19 protein-coding genes are annotated in these 17,574 nt (G+C 67.7%); 3 read left to right on the top strand and 16 right to left on the bottom strand.

The window, feature by feature from the left end:
- Window positions 1–149: 149 nt before the first annotated feature.
- Window positions 150–638 carry a Cu(I)-responsive transcriptional regulator gene (gene cueR / locus NRP21_RS18945; RefSeq protein ID WP_257717793.1) on the top strand — a complete coding sequence of 163 codons (489 nt, stop codon included), beginning with the start codon at window positions 150–152 and terminating at the stop codon, window positions 636–638.
- Window positions 638–1,102: a DUF411 domain-containing protein gene (locus NRP21_RS18940; RefSeq protein ID WP_257717792.1), complete on the top strand. Its 465-nt coding sequence runs from the start codon at window positions 638–640 to the stop codon at window positions 1,100–1,102. The genes cueR and NRP21_RS18940 overlap by 1 nt, the downstream gene beginning before the upstream one ends.
- A gap of 572 nt (window positions 1,103–1,674) precedes the next feature.
- Here NRP21_RS18940 and NRP21_RS18935 read toward each other — a convergent pair.
- From NRP21_RS18935 to NRP21_RS18885, 11 genes are all read right to left on the bottom strand, one after another.
- Window positions 1,675–2,592 carry a helix-turn-helix domain-containing protein gene (locus tag NRP21_RS18935; protein WP_257717791.1) on the bottom strand — a complete coding sequence of 306 codons (918 nt, stop codon included), beginning with the start codon at window positions 2,590–2,592 and terminating at the stop codon, window positions 1,675–1,677.
- On the bottom strand, window positions 2,589–4,901 hold the full coding sequence (locus NRP21_RS18930; protein WP_257717790.1) for a type IV secretory system conjugative DNA transfer family protein: 2,313 nt from the start codon (window positions 4,899–4,901) through the stop codon (window positions 2,589–2,591). The genes NRP21_RS18935 and NRP21_RS18930 overlap by 4 nt, the downstream gene beginning before the upstream one ends.
- 10 nt (window positions 4,902–4,911) lie before the next feature.
- Window positions 4,912–5,412 (bottom strand): hypothetical protein, encoded by a 501-nt coding sequence (locus tag NRP21_RS18925; RefSeq protein WP_257717789.1) that lies wholly within the window; start codon window positions 5,410–5,412, stop codon window positions 4,912–4,914.
- Window positions 5,409–6,659 (bottom strand): secretion/conjugation apparatus DotM-related subunit, encoded by a 1,251-nt coding sequence (locus NRP21_RS18920; protein ID WP_257717788.1) that lies wholly within the window; start codon window positions 6,657–6,659, stop codon window positions 5,409–5,411. The genes NRP21_RS18925 and NRP21_RS18920 overlap by 4 nt, the downstream gene beginning before the upstream one ends.
- Window positions 6,656–7,069 carry a hypothetical protein gene (locus NRP21_RS18915; RefSeq protein WP_257717787.1) on the bottom strand — a complete coding sequence of 138 codons (414 nt, stop codon included), beginning with the start codon at window positions 7,067–7,069 and terminating at the stop codon, window positions 6,656–6,658. The genes NRP21_RS18920 and NRP21_RS18915 overlap by 4 nt, the downstream gene beginning before the upstream one ends.
- A gap of 206 nt (window positions 7,070–7,275) precedes the next feature.
- Window positions 7,276–7,785, bottom strand: coding sequence for a lytic transglycosylase domain-containing protein (locus NRP21_RS18910; protein ID WP_257717786.1), 510 nt, complete (start codon window positions 7,783–7,785; stop codon window positions 7,276–7,278).
- Window positions 7,782–8,222, bottom strand: a complete 441-nt coding sequence (locus tag NRP21_RS18905) for a hypothetical protein (RefSeq protein WP_257717785.1) — start codon at window positions 8,220–8,222, stop codon at window positions 7,782–7,784. Before NRP21_RS18905 ends, NRP21_RS18910 begins: the two co-directional genes overlap by 4 nt.
- Window positions 8,219–8,467: an IcmT/TraK family protein gene (gene icmT / locus NRP21_RS18900; protein ID WP_257717784.1), complete on the bottom strand. Its 249-nt coding sequence runs from the start codon at window positions 8,465–8,467 to the stop codon at window positions 8,219–8,221. The genes NRP21_RS18905 and icmT overlap by 4 nt, the downstream gene beginning before the upstream one ends.
- A complete protein-coding gene (locus tag NRP21_RS18895) occupies window positions 8,467–9,633 on the bottom strand; it encodes a type IV pilus twitching motility protein PilT (RefSeq protein WP_257717783.1) in 1,167 nt (388 codons plus the stop codon). The genes icmT and NRP21_RS18895 overlap by 1 nt, the downstream gene beginning before the upstream one ends.
- Window positions 9,630–10,595, bottom strand: a complete 966-nt coding sequence (locus tag NRP21_RS18890) for a type IV secretion system DotC family protein (RefSeq protein WP_257717782.1) — start codon at window positions 10,593–10,595, stop codon at window positions 9,630–9,632. The genes NRP21_RS18895 and NRP21_RS18890 overlap by 4 nt, the downstream gene beginning before the upstream one ends.
- Entirely contained in the window at window positions 10,588–11,061 is a 474-nt protein-coding gene (locus tag NRP21_RS18885; RefSeq protein ID WP_257717781.1) for a DotD/TraH family lipoprotein, read from the bottom strand. Before NRP21_RS18885 ends, NRP21_RS18890 begins: the two co-directional genes overlap by 8 nt.
- 93 nt (window positions 11,062–11,154) lie before the next feature.
- Between NRP21_RS18885 and NRP21_RS18880 the strand changes: the two genes are divergently transcribed.
- Window positions 11,155–11,364, top strand: a complete 210-nt coding sequence (locus NRP21_RS18880; protein WP_257717780.1) for a hypothetical protein — start codon at window positions 11,155–11,157, stop codon at window positions 11,362–11,364.
- A 54-nt stretch (window positions 11,365–11,418) separates the two neighbouring features.
- On the opposite strand, the gene NRP21_RS18875 is transcribed toward NRP21_RS18880, so the two are convergent.
- The 5 genes from NRP21_RS18875 to NRP21_RS18855 all read right to left on the bottom strand — a co-directional run bounded on the left by NRP21_RS18875 (window position 11,419) and on the right by NRP21_RS18855 (window position 16,770).
- Window positions 11,419–14,481, bottom strand: coding sequence for an ATP-binding protein (locus NRP21_RS18875; RefSeq protein WP_257717779.1), 3,063 nt, complete (start codon window positions 14,479–14,481; stop codon window positions 11,419–11,421).
- Window positions 14,478–15,158, bottom strand: a complete 681-nt coding sequence (locus NRP21_RS18870; protein WP_257717778.1) for an HNH endonuclease signature motif containing protein — start codon at window positions 15,156–15,158, stop codon at window positions 14,478–14,480. The genes NRP21_RS18875 and NRP21_RS18870 overlap by 4 nt, the downstream gene beginning before the upstream one ends.
- 5 nt (window positions 15,159–15,163) lie before the next feature.
- Window positions 15,164–15,595, bottom strand: a complete 432-nt coding sequence (locus tag NRP21_RS18865) for a hypothetical protein (RefSeq protein ID WP_257717777.1) — start codon at window positions 15,593–15,595, stop codon at window positions 15,164–15,166.
- An 86-nt stretch (window positions 15,596–15,681) separates the two neighbouring features.
- Window positions 15,682–16,224: a hypothetical protein gene (locus NRP21_RS18860; RefSeq protein WP_257717776.1), complete on the bottom strand. Its 543-nt coding sequence runs from the start codon at window positions 16,222–16,224 to the stop codon at window positions 15,682–15,684.
- Window positions 16,225–16,236: 12 nt separating this feature from the next.
- The gene (locus NRP21_RS18855; RefSeq protein WP_257717775.1) at window positions 16,237–16,770 is read right to left on the bottom strand and encodes a hypothetical protein; all 534 of its coding nucleotides are present in this window, start codon (window positions 16,768–16,770) and stop codon (window positions 16,237–16,239) included.
- Window positions 16,771–17,574 lie beyond the last annotated feature (804 nt).

Below are 17,574 nucleotides of genomic sequence, written 5' to 3'. Positions count from 1 at the left end.
CATGATAGGAAGGTCAAGGACCATTTCCTGCGGGATGCCCCGTTCCTGCTGGATGCTCGGCCCCCGGGGGTACGTCTTGACCTTCCCACGGTGGGAATCCCCATCTTGGGGGTGACCAGGACGGGCGGCGCCTTGAAGAGGAGGTCCCCTTGAACATCGGACAGGCCGCGAAAGTCTCCGGAGTCTCCGCGAAGATGCTGCGGTACTACGAGAGCGTGGGCCTTCTTCCCGCCGCGGGCCGTACCGAGGCGGGCTATCGCGTGTACTCCGAGCGGGACGTCGGGACCCTCCGCTTCGTCCGACGGGCGCGCGACCTCGGCCTGCCGCTGGAGCGCATCAAGCAGCTCATCGGTCTCTGGCAGGATGAGGACCGTGCGAGCGCCGACGTGAAGCGTCTCGCGACCGAGCACGCAGCCGAACTGCGCGCCAAAATCACCGAGCTGACCCGGATGTGCGAGGCGCTGGAGCGCATGGCGGACGCCTGCCACGGCGACGACCGGCCCGAGTGCCCCATCCTCGACGAGATCGCCGAAGGCGAACACTGCTCGCCCGGCCGCCACGACGCCGACCGCAAGGGGGGCCTGCGACCCGCGGCGGCGGGCAAGCGCCCCTTCAGCAGCTTCCAGGGAGTACTTTAATGGGCAACAGCTTCACCGACGCCGTCGCCAGACGGACCTTCCTGGGGTTTGGGCTGGCTGCGGCAGCTCTGCCCGCCGGCGTGGCCGGGGCGGCCCAGGGCCCCGCCCTCGAAGTCTGGAAGGACGCGAGCTGCGGCTGCTGCGAGGGGTGGGTCAGGCACATGCAGGCGGCGGGCTTCGAGGCGGTCGTCCATGACGTCGCCGACCTGCAGGCCGTCAAGGCGAGGAACGGCGTGCCGGACGCCCTCCAGTCCTGTCATACGGCCACGGTGGGCGACTACGTCGTGGAGGGCCACGTCCCCGCCTCCGACGTTCGCCGCCTCCTTGCGGAGCGCCCACGGGCCAGAGGGCTCGCCTCGCCGGGAATGCCCCCCTCATCACCCGGCATGGACATTCCTGGCACTCCCTACGAGGTGGTCCTGTTTGGCGGGGGTGCTGGAACGAGGGTGTGGGCGCAGCATTGACCCGAATGGACGTCTAAGCCCGTCCCCCTGCTTCAGCTGTTTGTCCAAGGTCAGGGGAGTTGAAAAGCGTGAGTGGCTGCTTCGCATTTCTGCATTGAGGTTTTGACCGGCTGCAGAGTTGCTTCTCGTGCCTCGCCTTACCACTCCACCATGGTAGGGCGATGACGTAGACTACCCTGCCCCCTGCGCCTTTCGCACCCCGTCCAGCACCGCCTCATGTGTCGCAAGAATCCGCCGAAGCGTCGGTTTCCCTTTGTCGCTCGCCTCGGCAATGCCCTCGTGCATCTCCTCGATCCCTGTCGTCATCTGCTCCGCCAAGCCGGATAGCCGTTCTTGGAACTGCTCCCCGTCATCCTTGAGTTCAGCTGTCCAGAGGGCCAGGACCCGAGATAGCTCGCCGGCAGCGCGGTTGGGGGGGACGCCGGCTTGTAGGAGCTTGATGAGGGGGGCCAGGTCGGCAGCAGGAGAACGGGACATGCAGGTGGATGTAGGTAAGCGGACTTGAGGTGGCTAGGAAATGAGGGGCTACTTGGATGTGCCCCGATCCGGTCCCGCCCCAAGGCCGAGTGCTGTCATGCCCCCGCCAGGGCTGTGGGCGTGCCTGGTCTGTGGAAACTGCGCTGCTCGATGGGCAGCAAACCCGGCGTGCCCGGCCGTGCGTAGCGGCCATATCCCACCCGCTCGACCAAGCCGAGCGTCGTCATCGCCCGGAGATGCCCCGTGACGTTGGGCACGGTCCGGCCGATCGCGCGGGCGATGTCCACGGCCTGGCGTGGTTCGGTGAGGTTAAGCAGGATCGCGTCCCGAACGGGCTGAGGTCGGCAGCCATCCACCCAGCTATGGCTGCGTGCTACGACCGTCGTGGCTGGCAAGGCAGAGGCGGGCAACGCGTACTGCCCTTTGCCAACACGGATGACTTGGCCGCTGTGCAGCAGGTCCTGCACGAGATCGTTCATCACGTTCACGCCGTAGCCAATGGCTCGCGCCACCTCACTGCTACGATGAGGCTTCTCGAACAGCACCAGTGCTGCTCCCCGCGCCGCCATGTGCTCCGCCCTGCGCCGCCGGCTCACCTTGGCTCCCAGAGCATCGCTGCGAAACCAGTACCTCACCTGTCTACTCCTGACGCTGGCCACCGCACCGAGCCAGCTGAGGGCAACCAACTCCTCGTAGATTTCCGTCTCCGGAAGCCCGATGCGTTGGTGCAGATCCGTCGTGCTCGCTTCCGGCCTGCCAAGCGCCGCCATGATGCGGCGGCTCACCGAGTGACTTTCCGACGATGGTCCGTCCAGGTAGTCGATATGCGAATCCCGCAGGATGTAGTGGTCGCGGCAGTAAGCCACCGCGCGACCGCTGCGAAGCAGCAGAAGCAGCGTGTGGGTGACATCGCTGACCGAGCGGCCACAGGTGGAAGCGAGGCTGGCCAGCGTCGCCGGCCGGCGTAGAGCTGCAAGCACCGGCTCGAGGCTGGGCTGATCGGTGACGGTCACGCCGCCACCTGCTCAAGCAGCCGCTTCAGATTGGCCGCCAACTCTTCGCTGTTCATCGCCGGCGGCTCCGGCAAGGTGAGGATCGTGGCTTCGGCAAGCACCTGGGCGACTGCCTGCCCGGTGCGAGCCGCCTCGGCCGAAGAAGCGCCACCCGCTTCCTCAATGGCCGATATGGCGGCCGCGGCCGCCTTGTCGCCCACGACGCCCCACGCAGGAGAAGCGGCCGGGTTCTTGGCGGTGGTCTCTTCCGCCGAGGAGGTGGTGATGTCCTCCAGCATGGGATGGCTGGTGGTGACGGGTGGCTCTGGCGGCACGTCATTGGCCGGGGTGGGGCGTGGCGCCTTGCCGGCGGCTGCAATGGCGGCAGCGACCCGACCCTCTGCGGTCGGTGCCGGGCTTCCTTTGAAGGCCTCGATCATCGCGAACAGCACGGGATCGTCCTGTGGCTCGGTGCTGCGCGGCACCTGCCCGCCTTCCAGCTGCACGACGACGTCCTTAACGGTCTTGCCTGTCTCGTTTCCGTCGCGCGACAGCCCGGGAAGGATCAGCGGACGATTACGGCGGATTGGGCCGTCGGCCTTCACGTCGGCGTAGAACAGCTTGGCGTACACCCGGCGGCCGCCGAGCATGACGATGGCTTCACCCTCCAGCAGCTTCTGCAGATCCGACCAGGACACCCGGTTCACCTTGCGGACCTCGGCCGAGGGACCCTCGCGGTACTGCCCTGCCTCGCCCGCCACGAACGATGTGGCCTGCGTGACCTCAGTTTCGCCGCCGGTCTTCTCGATCCACTCGCGGGTGCGGTTGGCGTCCTGCTGCCGCATGGCGATGGTCAGGTTCGCGTTGCCCAGCAGCGATGCAGTCTTCTCACCCAGCCGTGCCCAGATCCCCGACACCTCCTGGAAGCACAGCCAGAACATGATGTTCAGGCCGCGCCCCATGGCCAGCATGCGATCCATGCCGTTGGTAGCGTAGTACGCCACCTCGTCGAACACGACGTGGAATGGCCCTTCGCCCATGCCCGGCTTGAGTGCGAAGATCTCCTTGCTGTTGCCCTCCAGCTTGGCGCCCAACAGCTGCGCCAACATGCCGCGCAGCGATGCCACAACGATTTTGCCCAGCGCGGCCAAGGTATCGTCGGAGTTTTCCAGGGCTGGAAGGTTGACCACCAGGATACGGCGGTTCAGCACCACGTCGCGCATGTCGATGTCGCCCGACAGCACCTTGAAGATATGACCGAGGCTTACCGAGAGCTGCGAGAAAACGCCCGTGAAGTAGAACAGCGCGAAGCCGTGCTGCTTGGAAGGCTCGTCGCCTTTCTGCTCGTTGTAGGGAACGCTGATATCATAGCCCGGTAGCTCGCCGAGGTATGCCTTCAGCGGGTAGATGATTTCCTCCGGCATGTCGACGACCTGAACCTTGGAGACATCGCCGTTGATCTTGTCGCGCGTCAGAAAGATGCGGTGCATCGCCAGCGTGTAGATCGAGCGAAGTTCCAGGGCGAAGCGGATCGTCTCGATGTTGATCGGCACCCCCTGCCTGTCTCGCATCCACACCAGAACCGGGGTGATGGTCGCGATCAAGGCCACGGCGCGGGTGCGGAAGACGCCGTTGCTGTCTTCGGACTTCTGCTCGCCAAGCTGCGACACCAGAAGCTCGCGGATGGCATCGGCGTTGCCAGCTGCGAAGGGATTGAAGGTGTTGCTCTGCTTGATCCCGGACGCAACGAGGAAGTTCAGCACCAGCACGTCGTCCTCGCGCCCGAAGCGTCGGGCCATGGCCATCACCTGGCCGTACAACTGGTTGTCGGCTTTGCCGTCCACCAGCACGAAACCCGAGCCATGGGTCAGCGAGTTGGCGAGCAGGCTCAGGATGGCGGTGGTCTTGCCGGCGCCGGTGGTGCCGGGGATCGTGCCATGCTGACGCCCGTCCTCGTTGGTGATCCAGAGTTCCTGCCTGGTGAGTTGGTCGACGCCGAGGAAGATGGAGCCCGCTGCCCGTTGCGGCGTGCGGTCGACCGGGCTGGGATAATTCCAGTCCAGGCAGTTGGCGCTACGCGGGAGGCGCAACGGCAGCTTGATCCGGCGACGCATCACCCAGCCCGCGTAGGCCAGGGATGCAGGCACCAGCAGGTCGATGGCTGCTGGATAGACGTAGGACACGCCGGCCGCCGCCCCCAGCGCGAGACCGGAGAACTGGCTTCCGATCAATTCGGCGAGGCGAACGGTGAGGGGCCGCACGTCGCGGTAGCCCATGCCGCCGCCACGCTCGAACTGGTTCTGTGGGCCGGAGATCTCGCGCTGGATCATCGAATGGGTCTCAGCGTTCCAGGCCGAAGGCGTTGCGCGGTCCCGACCCCGGTTGCGCGGTAGCCGGCGGCGTCACGGTCGCCGGGGCTGTGGCGGGCAGCACGATGCGGGGCGGCTGTGCGAGCTGTAGCTGCAGTGCCGGGGGCAGCTGCGGCTGGGCGGGCAACTGGCCCGCCGTGTTCGCTGGCGCCGCCGGGACGAAACTCGGGGTAGTCAACGGCCCAATGCGGCGCGCGAGTGCTAGGTCGGCCGGAAGTTCCAGGTCCGCGATGCGGCTGGCGGGCCGCGGAGCGCTGAACTGACCGGCACCGAAAGCAACTACCAGGGCAATAGAACTGAGCATCGCAATCAGAAGAGGGCGGCGCCGGCGCGCGGGCGGACCCTCGCCGAGGTGGAGATGGATGTGCATCCCTTCCGGTCGCCCACCGACACCGCCTGCCCAGTCTCCCAGCGGCACTTCGCGGGAGAAACCACGCTCTACTCGATCACGCACGTCGCTGCTGGCCATCATGTCTGCTCCTCTTGGTCCATGCGATGCTGCTCGATCGCGGCGCGAACGGCATGCAGGGCGGATGAGATTTCTGGATTGAACAGCGCGCAGCGTGCCTGCCGCTCGTTCTCCCAGTGTGCGCGGGCGCCGATGGCTTCCACGCGGGGGTTAGGATGGGAGTTCTGTCCCGGCCCGTGCCCTGGAAAGCCGAGCGAGTGCAGGGCGTACCAGAGATTGCGATCCATCAGCTTCAGGCCGTTGAACTGCGGCGGTGCCAGCACGCCGCTGTTCAGCCGGGCAAGGTTGAGCAAGCCCATCAATGCCGTGGTCTCGAAGGCGTGTTGCCGCGCGGCGGACTCGGCAGGGATGCGAAGGTTGCCGTCGGAGATCACGGCGTCGGCCGTTGCCAGCACATCGGGTGGGGCCTCCAGCGGCCGTTCCGGCCCGGCCGGGCCTTGTTCGGCGTCAGAGGCGAGCGCCTCCGCCAAGTCGCCAAGTAGCGTCAGACATTCCTCCCGACGGCCCGCGAGATGCAGGCTGATGGCCGCGAACATGATGCGGGCCGGGGGGCGAGCAGCCGCTGCCCCGCGCCAGACAGGTCCAAGTTGTGCAATCAGCCCCTTGGTGACTTTGGCCGCGTCGTAGACGGGCGAGCCTAAGGTCTTGCGCTTGGTCCATATCCTCTTGGCTTCGCCCTGGGTGCCCTCCTGCGCTGGTGGCTCTGCCTCCCTTATCTCCGGCAGGCGTGCGACCCACTCATGGGCGTGCAAGGCGGGATCTGCAGGCCGCGGCGCGCTATCACCGAGCGGCACGAGACGCAGGCCCCGGCCAAGGTAAGCGCCAGCGGCTCGAAAGAAGCTGGCTTGCTCCCTGGCCAGCCCCTCGAGATCGAGCTTGCGTTTGAAGCGTGCGGGGGGCGCCCAGACGAAGCAGACGAGCGCCAGGGCAGCAATCAGCCCAGCAGCGGGAACGCGGACCACCGCGTTGACCATGCCGCACATCGCCATCAACTCGGCGAAGGTCACTGTCGGATAGCGAGCGTGGGCCACCAGCTGGGACAGGCCGTCGAGCTCGCGGGTCACCCTGGCTAGGGCCGACATCTTCCATAACTGAACGGTAGCCACGGCTTCCACCACCTCGGCATGGTGAAGGCTCCAAAGCATCCAGCCGCCGAGGCCAAGGCCGATCGTGATGATGATGAGGCTGAGGAACGTGTAGTCGTCGCTCGACGCCCAGCCGGAACGTCCGGCGCCCTTACTGCCGCTCACGTCGGTCGCCCTCCGGTGCTGCAAAATGGCAGGAGCAGAAAGAGAACCATGCTGTGATGACGGCGGGCTTCGTCACACCTCTGGTCCTCGAAGTTTTGGGTAGTGTCGTAGCCCGGCAGCTCCTTGAGGTAGGCGTTGAGCGGGTAAACGAGCGTCTCCGGCATCTCTCGCGCCGGGAGTTCACTGATCCAGCCCGCACCACCCGCCTGTGCCAGGAACACGCGCCGGGTCGCGAGTGACGCGATCGCACGGAGCTGCATCGCGTAGCCGACGACCCCATTGGTCAGGCGAATGGCCTGGTGATCCCGCATCCAGGCCAGCACCGGCGCCATGGCCGTGAGAAGGCGCGCGGCGTGATCGCCGAACCATTCGCCACGGTAGGCCACCTGAATGCTTTCGGCTTGCTGCATCAGGAGATGCCGAATGGCGGTAGCGTCTCCATTCCTCAGAGGATCGGCTGGCTCAGGCTGGCCGGGCAAAAGGTGCATCGAGGCGGCTCCAGGTGCGACCCGATGACCTTGCCGGCATCCGGCGCGAACGGCCTCGGCTTCCTCCGCTGCTCCTGAAAAAACGCCCCCATCCCTCACCAAGGTACGCCGTATCTTGGGAGATGGTGCTACCGGGCTGCTACTCGTTCGGTGGGCGACGCGAGGCGTTGCAACCGCATGACGTGCTCTAGGACCTTCCGCAGGTAGCGCGTCTTGTAGGTTTCGGTGCGGGAGTGATAGCGACCGACCCCCTCCCAGAAGTCGCCCCCTGCACCGTCGATCTCCCGACGCAGGATCCACGCGCCCGCCTCGACATTGGCGCAGAAGTTGTTGAGCAATGCCTCTCGCGCCGCCGCGGGCGTGGTGTTCCAGCGGCGGGCAATGGTGGGCAAGTGAATCTGGTTGATCTGCATCGGGCCGATGTCCACCGTGTCGTTGGTGTTGGCGCTTACTCGCCCGATCGAGCCTCCCTCCACCGACAGCAGCACCGCGATGACCCCCGGTGGCACCCGGTGCAGCGCGGCCGCGGCCTGGATGCATGCCGTCACGGCCGACACCGTGCCGTCCGACACGGAGGCCCTGGCCGGCGCAGCGACCAGCGCTCCGGCGGCCAGAGCGGCCAGCAGCAGCGCTCTCATGGTGTCGGCCCCAATGTCCGACCGGGTGCTGTGTTGCTGGAGTTCGGGGCTCCGAACGGTCGAAGCTGATGCCACAGAGCATCGAAATCGTTGACCAGCAGCGCCTTTGCAGTGCCACTACGCCCGATCGCCTCCATCGCCGAAAGCATGACCACGGAGAAGGGCTCGCCCCGCATGGCCGTCACCCGGTAGCCCAGCAATGCTTCCGGGTCGCGCTCCTGCTCGATCCCGAGATGCCGTCCGGTCGCTGCACGCCACACCACGTTGGCCGCCGCCAGGAAGTTGGGCATCAGCCCCTCCGGCGCGGCCACCAGTGAAGCGGGCAGCCGGTGGTCGAGGCCGGTGGCCCCGTCGCGGAGCACGAGCGGGCGACCGTCGCGCTCCACCAGCCGCTGCAAGGTGCGGCCGACCGTCCCGAGGTCCAGGGGTGCGCTCATGCCAGCCTCCGGCGGTTCCAGGCGGGCACGGCGGGACGTAGCCGTCCAACCAGCCACCGGCGCACGACGCGGAACAGCGCTGGCATGGTCAGCCCGAAGAACGAGATCAGCCCGAAGAAAGCGGTGCCGAGCAGGGCGATATAGAGCGTCGTCCAGCTCCAGTAGACCACCAGGCACAGCACCGGCAGGCAGGCACGGGCATCGAGCATCAGGATGCGGACGGGCAGGGCGGTATTACGCCACATCAGCCGACCCTCCTCATCTCGGCCTCGGCGACCGCGGGGCTGATCCGGCCTTCCTCCAGCGCCTTGGCGATGGCGACCCGATAGGACTGGCCCTGCGCTTCCAGAGTGGTGCGGATGAGGTCAGGCCAGTCGCCGGGATTGGTCTGCATCAGCCGGCGCCGCAGCGGTGCATCGAACACCAGGAACTCGCGCAGCGCAGTGCGCTTGCCATCGGTGGAGAACACGAGGCGCTGGTTGATGATGAGCCGCAGCGACTGAGCAATCGAGGTGACGAGGTTGTCGCGCTCGTCGCCAGGGCACAGTGCCACCATGCGCTGAATGGTCAGCGCCAGGTCATCGGCGTGGATGGTGGTGGTCACCGTGGAACCGGCCATGGCGGCGTTGAGCGAGGCCGACATGGTGGCGCCATCGCGGCTCTCGCCCACGATGATGTCGGTAGCTTCCCGCCGCCAGCAGCCGCGGATAAAGGCCTCGAAGGTCGGCAGATCGCGCGGAATCTCGGTCTGCGCGATGGTGGAGGTCGGTCCCTTGAGCCGGTCAAGCAGGAACTCGATAGGCGCCGCGCCCTCGACGATGTTGTAGTGGCCGTCCGGGTCCATCAGCTTGGCGACTGTGAACCCGCCGATCAGCGTCGATTTGCCAGAGCCGGTCGAGCCGCTGACCACCACAAAGCCGCCGCGCGGCCGGTAGTTGGCGAGGATCTCCGGCTCCACCCGCTGCGCGTCCAAGCTGGGCGGCATGTCGGGGATGGGGCGCAGCACGAGATTGGCGCCGCTACGACGGCTGGTGTGGATCGGGGTAGCATTGACGCGAAAGCGCAGCCGCTCCGAGCGGGTGACGGCGATGGCGTAGGAGACGTCGAAGTCCGACCCGCCCTGCAGGCGCGCCGTGCCGTCGGCGCCGTACAGGTGGTTGGTGACGACCGACACCTCGGTCTCGGTCAGGACCATGCGAGTGGCCCTGTAGTTACGGCCATGGACCATGATCCACACCGGATCGCCGGTCTGGAAGGCGATGCGCGACGCACCCACCCGGTGGGCCCAGGTCAGCACAGAGTCCAGGCCGGGGGCGTGCTTGCGCGGGTCCTCGACCCAGCGCAGCCCCTCCTCCGGCCAACCGTCCTCAGGGCGAGGCCCCGGGGCCTCGATCTGTGAGATGGCATTCATCGGCATCCGGCTCCTGGCTGCCAGCGACGAGGGTTGCGTTGCAACCCCGGCTGGTCGGTGATCCTCACGGTGCGGTCGCCGATCGCCAGCCGCGAACGGCCGCCCTCGGCGTTGCTGGTCTCGAAGGCGATCCGCGGCTCTTCGACCAACCCGGCGCGAAGCAGCACCCGGAAACGCGCCATGCCGATCAGGTCGCGCTGCAGGCGGCCGAGATCGGACAGGAAGATGTTGACCGCCTGCTTCTCGCCCTGTGCCCAGCCCTCGGCCACCCACTTGTCCCAGTACTTCACCTCCTGGCGGGTGCGCGGCAGCGCCGCGTCGGCCGGGCGAGCCGGGGTGCCCCAGGAGCGCACGAGGTAGGAGCGCCAGTCCGGTGGGGCAGACGTCAGCTGCGCCTCGCGCGTGATCTCGAAGATGCACGAGGTTTCCCGGGCAACCTGCCCGTTCTCGCCCAGGGCGAAGGCCATCTGCGCTTCGGAGATGATGGGCGGGCGCATCATGGTCTGGCCGCCACCCACCGAAAGCACGAGAGGCCGGAAGTCGTAGGTGCTGGTGAGCTGGGCCTCATAGCGGCGGAGCATCTCGTTAATGGCGAAGGAGCGGCCTGCCAGCCCGCCCTGGGCGCCGTAGGCGGACGCCGCCTGGCGCAGCGTCTCGGCACGGCCGGTCTCGAGCCCGTCACCCACCTGATCGCCGGGGCGCGCGGCCTGCAATGCTTCCAGCGAGGGCGGCGCGTCACCCCCTTCCACCATCGGCAGGGTGCCGGCGCCGGTAATCGGCTGGTTCAGCTGATCGGCCAGGGTGCGTGAGGCAGCTTCGTACTGCGCCTGCCCCGGCATCGGCGGGCTGGCGAGGAAGCTGACGCTTCCTTCGGCGCGGGCGATCGGGGCGAAGGCCAGGGCAGCCAAGGCGGTCGCGGCCAGCAGAATGGAGCGGCGGCCCCTGCGACGCGGCTCAGACATGGTGCATCACCTGCACGGTGCGGCTGGCGGGATCAAGCTGCACGGTCGCGTAGGCGCCGGCCTGCTCGCCCAGGGCGGCGAAGGCATCGACCAGGGTGGTCGAGGGCAGGTTGACGGTCACGGGGACCGGCTGCGGCCGCTCCACCCCGGACACGACCACGGTGTAGCCGATGGTGCCGGCGAGCTTGCGCACCCCGTCCGCCAGGGGGCCGTTCCAGATGAAGGCGACGGGGCGGCGCAGCTCCTCGGGAACCACGGGGCCCTGCCCTGCCACCAGGGCCGAGCGGTTGAGCCCGCCCAGCTGCGCCATGTGCTGGTTCACCTGTTCCATCGACCGGCGTAGGGCGATCTCGGGATTGGGCATCCCGGTGGTGACGATCTCGGTCGTCGGGCCGCTGCCGGCACAGCCCGCCAGGGCCATGAGGCCCAGGAGTGCCGGCGCCAACCTCAGTCGTGTGCTTGCCATGGGGGTCTCCACCTCGTCGGGATGGAGACTGCGGGAATTCGGCGCGAACGGGCCGTCCCTATATTCATCATCGCACGAGAGGAGTTTGCGACCGTGAGCGACAACTACATGAAGGAGCAGGCCGAGGCCCTGACGCAGCACCTGCGGCTGACGGACAGTAAGTCGGGCTATGTCGAGGCCACGGCCGAGGGTTTCGTGGTTTACGTCCGCAAGAAGTGGCCGGGCAAGCAGCTGGCCGAGTGGGATGGTCTTCCGGTGGAGTGGCACGAGAACGTCGGGACCAACAAAGCGGCCAACCGCTGAAGCGGCGGCGGGGTGTGTTCAGCGTGAACACACTCTCCTCTCCTTCCGGCTGCCTTATTCCGCCGCGAGCAGGACCCGCGACGGGTCGTTATCCTGCACAAGATCGCGCAGCACGATGCCCAGCCCCTTGCCGTCAGTCAGCTCGGTCGCGAGCTCGTCCACCACGCCGGCTTCCGCCCGCATGTCCAGTTCGCCGCGCTTGAGACGCTCGTTCTTGCGCCGGTCGATTTCGCTTACCGCCGAGCCGCGGGGGAACACCCGGGCCAGCCGGCGCAGGGCTTCGGAGAAGCCGACCGCGGCGTAGAGGCGGTTACGCAGTGCCGTGTCGCCCGGCGTGGTGCTCAAGGCCCAAAGTTCCACCGGACCGAGGAAGTTCATCAGCATCTGCTCGTACTTGGCACCGGCGGCCTGCAGGACCGCCAGGAACGGTGCGCCCTTCGGTCCCGGACCGTTCAGGGCGTAGCGAACCACGTCGGCGCTGGCCGTGCTCAGGCCGAAGCGCTCGATCATCTGCTCGCGCTCCTTCTCGTCGCCCGAGGCGAGAATAAAGCGTCCCGTCGACTGGCTCACGATTTCATCGCCCATGTCGTTCAGGCGCTGCGACGCGAAGCCGAGCTGCAGGTTGTGCTTGCGTCCCTCGCGAACGTCGAGCGCCGCCTGGGCACGGACCTGCGGGCTACCTTTGGTCCGGTGCCACTCGTCGTAGTCGAGCCGCTTGACCGACTCCTGGATCTCACCGAACCGGGCGCGCTGGAAATCCCGCACCTTCTCCGGCACGTACTCCGCATAGTCTGGGTGCAGGGTGAAGTTCCGCGCCAGGATATGCCGGGCCAGCAGGTACATCATCTCGGTCTGCCGGTCGTTCACCGAAGAGCCGGTCGGCGCCACGGCGGCGAGGTCAAGCACGATGATCCGCGCTGGGCCGAAGTCCAACCTCGTCGGCGCATTGAGCGTCGGGAACTTCTTGATGACGTCGTAGATGTAGCGCTCGAACAGCCCGATCGCGTCCTCGCTGGTTTCCGCGATCCTCAGGTCGAGGAAGATGTCTCGCACCTGGTCGGTCCGCGCCGCCACCACGAGATCTTCCAGCGTCGGCACGGCGTGCCGCTGTGCCACCTCGGCCAGCCGCCATTCCTGCACCTCGATCAGCGCGTCCACCACGTCGCGCCACCAGGGTTCCGCATGCTCCAGCACAACCCGGTAGCGGGCCAGTGCCGCATCGACGGCGGGCTCCACACCGGCCCGGTAGGGCTTGGGCGAGCCACCCGGCACGTCCGTGCAGAGCCGGTAGGCCTCGTCGATGACGTAGCCGATCAGCTGGCTGAGCCCCTCGAAGGGTGTGGTCACGTCCGGGGGCATGGTGGCCAGGGACAGAAAGTTCTGGAGGAAGGCCTTCTCCATCGGCAGCGGGTACTGGCAGCCGACCTGCAGGTCGAAAATGTTGACCTCGTAGCCCGGCCGGAACTGCATGGTCACGAAGATGGCCTCGTGCTCCCGCTCCGGGCCGAGCGCTTCGCGCACTAGCCGCACGAACCCCTGGGCGGAGGGTCCAATATCCGCCTTGCCGATCAGCGGAAGCTTGGCGCCTCGGGACCCCAGCACCGCAGTGCTCAGGCACAGCCCGAGGTTGATGGTGTTGGCCAGCACCGACTTCCCGGAGCCTGGCGGGGCCACGAAGATGTCGCAAACCAGTGGGCGCTTGGAGCTGCCGGCGGGCTCATAGGGCCAGATGGCGCCATCTGGTCGTGTGAACAATACCGAGCCCTGCTCCCAGGGGGAGGCGCAGCGATTCCATGGCAGCATCGCGAAGGCATCGCCCAGGAGTGCGATGCCCGGAGTACCGGTCGAGGCGAGTGACAGCGTCGGAACGCTGCTCAGTGTTCCTTCCAGTGGGTCGCCCGCGATGCTGGTGGCCTTGCAGTTGCCCCAGCCCTCCAGCCGTTGCGTGAGGGTTGAAGCGCGCCGACGCAGCTTCTGGCTTTCTCCCGTCGGTGCCCAGGTGGCAAAGGATGCACGCAGCCTCACCCCGATGTGGCCATTGGTGTCGCGCTCCTGCCGCAAACCGTCGAAGGCGCGGCGAATGTCACCGTTGCCGGGGAACATCGACAGGAAGATCGCCGCGGTCTCCTTGACCTGCATCGCCGACCGACCGCCGCCCTCGATCACGATAGCCCCGCGCCAGGGGACACGATCTTGGCCAAGACGTGCCGAGAGCTCCACGAAAGGGCGCGGATCCTCCGGGCCCACTGCCATATCGACGTGAGCATAGTCGTTGTCGCCGATCCGTACCCGCTGCCCGCCCTGCGTTTCGGCGTCAGAGTGGAAGATCTGCTCGCGGATCGCCGGCCAGAGCATGCCGGGCGCTGCGTCGGGCTTTCGGCCTCCTTCCTCCGTGGCACGCGGCATCACCCGGTCGCCCATCAGCGTGGCTTTCCACTCTGAGCCCGAGGTTTCGCGGTACACCGTCTCACGCGTCAGCTTGAGGGCCTCGTGGGCATCGAGTTCACGCGTAGCGATATCGTTGCCGTTGAGTGCTCCGAGCACCCGCAGAACGAAGGCATCATGCCTGGCCGCCATGACGTCGGAACGCAGGTAGTAGCGCTGACTGCCGCCGGTGCGCGGACCGGCCTTGGCCAGGGCCGCCTGCTCCTCGCCCATCTGCTTACGCTCCTCCTTCGTCAGGACAGAGCGGCGGGTCCAAAGCACGTAGTAAGCCGCTTCCCAGCGCATCACCTTCGGCCAGAGCGCAGCGCGCTCGTTCAGCACGTCGGACACGTTGAGACCCAGCTCGCGAGCGATGGTGCGACACGAGTTGAGGTTGAGGCGGTCGATCTCCACCGCCGACTGGTCGGGGTCGGAAATGAACCAGCCGACGATGGCATGCCCCGGATCTTCCAGCGCACCCGACACATCCACCCGCTGGGCCAGCGCGATACGCTCGACGTCCTTGCGCGTGGCCATGCGCCGCATGCCCTCGATGCGTATGACACTGAGGTAGTCGGAATGCTTGGTGACCAGGGCGTTGCCGTGGGTGGTCTCGACATCGCAGAACGAGCCGAGCGGCTGCTTGAGGGTGAGGGACATACTCGCCAGGAGGCGGGAAATGGCGCCGATCATGCGGCTGTCCTCGATGGCTGTGAGGTGGAGACAGGTGCGGGCTTGGCCGCCGCATCGGGCCGCCCGGCCCAGGCGCGGAGCAGAGCGGGGTAGATATCCTTGCCATCAACCAGCATGCGGCCGGTCGGCAGCATGCGGATGCCCGACAACAGGTTGGACCGTCCACGGAAGGCCCGCGGTGTCAGTGCCAGCAGGGCGGCCCCGAGCACGTTCGGATCGTCGGTCAGCAGCCGCGATCGTGCCTGCCCTTCTCGCGCCCGTAGCGCCGACAGCGCGCGCCATGCCGCATCCACCACGCCGCTCGACTTGGGGGGAGGCTCATCGAGGGTGGGGTCAGCACCGGCATCGAGCAGGTCAAGCTGTGCGGTGCGGGCCAACATGAACAACGCCGCCTGGCTTATCTCCGGCAGCCACACCAGCATGACGGATCGCTGGCGGGCGGCGACGTCGGGGTGCTGGACGAGGTGGCAGAGCGTGCAAGCGGGGACCAGGTTGGCGGAGCGACCGTTGTTGTGGTCGCCGTCGAGATGGAACGCTTCCTGCCGACCCGCGGCGAAGGCGCCACAGAACCGGCAGGGGGCGTCGGCGACCTTGGCTGGCTCCTGCCACTCCGTGCCGGCCGGACCCAGGCCCCAGGCGGTGGGGTGGGCGGTCAGCGAGAGCGGCAGGAAGCGCACCGGGCTCAGTTCCCGAAGGTGACGGGGGCGTTGGTGCCGGTGACCGTCGCCGCGCCGCCCGAGGCGGTCTGCGCGGCCTTGCCGATCCAGACGCCGCCGGTCGCGAACAGGCCGCAGAGCACGATGCCGGCGAGGCCCATGGCGACCTTGCCGCCCTCGCGGTTCTGCGGCTGGCGGGACTGCCACAGCGCCCAGGCGCCGCCGATCAGGCAGAGCAGCGCGGCGAGGTACATGGCCATGGAACCGAGATTGCCGCCGGCAATGGTGGCCTCCTGGGCCATGTTGCCGACCTGACCGCCGATGCCGGAGGTGCTGGGGGTTCCCTGGGCGAAGGCCTCGCCGGAGGCGAGCAGGGCCGCGCCGGCGGCCAGCATGACGATGCCGGCCTTCAGCGACCGGCGGCGGGTGGTGACGATGACGGAGCTGATGGACTTCACGGGGATCGCTTTCCTGTTGTCGAGGAACCGTGTGGCGCCTCTGGAGGTAGGATCGGGAAAATCGGCGCGCACGGCGCCAGACTTTTTCAGGCGTTGGCGCGAAAAATCGCGGCCAGGAAACGTGACAGTGGCAGCACGTTGATGAGCGCGACCCCGAAAGCGAACTGCACGAAGCAGCTTCCCATGCTTCGCCGGCTGGCGCTGCGCATGACGCTCCACCATGCGAACACCGCCAGCAGCGCCATCATGGCGCCAAAGGCCTGGAAGAAGCCCTGGAACACCTGCACCACGTTGATGACGGTCTCGGCCGGCGTGCTGCCGAGCATTCCACCTGCCCCGGCTGCCGGCACGTAGCCGAAGGCGCTTCCAGTCCCGATCGTGACGGAGCCACCGCCCGAGTTGCTGGCGAGGGTCAGGATGCGCGGGAAGGCCGCGAAGACGCCGCTCAGCAGCAACGAGACGACAGGGATCCAGGGCTTGCCTCGGAATGGGCTGGCGGGCTGGGCCTGCTGCCAGAAGCCCCAGCCCGCGAACAGGAAGGTGCCGATCGCCATGAGGTAGGCAAGGGCCGGCACCAGGTAGGCGATCGCAACGCCGATGTCGGCTGCGAAGTTAACGAAGCCCTGCATTGCCGACGTCTCCTACTGGATGTTGCCGCGCTCGGCGCGGACTACCCAGCTGCTTCCCTGCTGAGCGATCGCAGTGATCTTGCCGTAGCCCGGTACGTCGTCGCCGACGGCCACCTGCAGCTGCGATCCGGTCTCGCCGGTGCGGTCCACCTCCGACAGCATCGCCAGACCGGGCGAGGCCGCCTGAACGCGGTAGCGTCGCCGCACACCATCGTTCGTGGCCGGTGCCGCCGATGCCGGCGCACGGACGGCGACGGGCGTAGCTGCCTGCGGCGCGGTTGCCTGCACTGGGGCAGGGGCCGGGGGGGCGGCAGCGCCCATGGCCGCGTTCATCGCGCCACGGGCTTCGGCCAGGCTCAGACGGCGGCCGAAGTCGGCGGTTGCTGCCTCGAGGCGTTCCTTGGTGGCGGCGAGGTCGGCCTGTAGCTGCCGGTCACGCTCCTCCCGGTTTCGCATGATGACCGCCATCTCCGTCACCAGCCCCAGCACCTCCACTTGCTGCTGTGTGGTCATGGGGGCCGGGCGCAGGTTGGCGGCGATTGCCACCGGATCCACAGGTGTCGCAGCCGGGGATGGCGGCGCCGGCACCGGCAGAACCACCAGGGGCACAGGAGCCACGGGAGCTACGGGAGCATGAGCGGCCGCAGCGACGGCCATCGGCGTCGGGGGAAGCGGAGCAACGGGCGCGGCTACTGGCGCAGCGGCGTCGGCCTGAGGCGGCGGAGGAGCGGTGTTCTGTGCGACGACCGGCAGTGCGGCCCGCGGTGTGATTGGGGCCGGTTGCGGAAGGCTTGCCTCCGGTACGGCCGGGTTCGGTGTCGCCGCCGACTGATCGGACGGAACCGTGGCCTCCCCCACCCGCCTTGCCAGGGGCGTCGAGGGCACCGGACGGCGCTCCGATGCAGGAGCAGCCTCGGGGCGGCTCGGGCTCGGAGTGCCCTGGCGCTGCTGATAGGCGAGGATCTCACCGAGCTGGGCTTCCGGTGTCGAGCGGGGCGGCGGCTCGCGGACCGGCGTCGGTACGGCCTCCGGTGTGGGCGCGGTTGCCAGCTGTGCGGCCGGCGCCACGAGGCCCCTCATGGCATCGGCTGCGTGGCGCACGGTGTTCTGCGCACCTTGGCGAGCCGTCGCGACAGCGCCCTGTACGCCGATCGGGAGGATCGTGTTGTAGGGAGAAACGAGGAAGACCCCGGCCGCAGCTAGGACGACAGCAGTGAGGGCTGCGCCGCCAAGCAGTGCGCCGCGACGGCTCTTGCGCGGGGGAGGGGTCTCGGGTTCCGGGAGCTCGGGAAGAGCATCGGCGGGGAGCTCCGTCTCCTCCCCCGGCAGAGCCACTTGGGGACGCCGCGA

It is taken from the genome of Roseomonas populi, assembly GCF_024594815.1.
GTDB classification, from domain to species: Bacteria; Pseudomonadota; Alphaproteobacteria; order Acetobacterales; family Acetobacteraceae; genus Roseomonas; species Roseomonas populi.
Note: the sequence above shows the minus strand (reverse complement) of the source record. Positions and strands in the feature narration are given on the sequence as shown.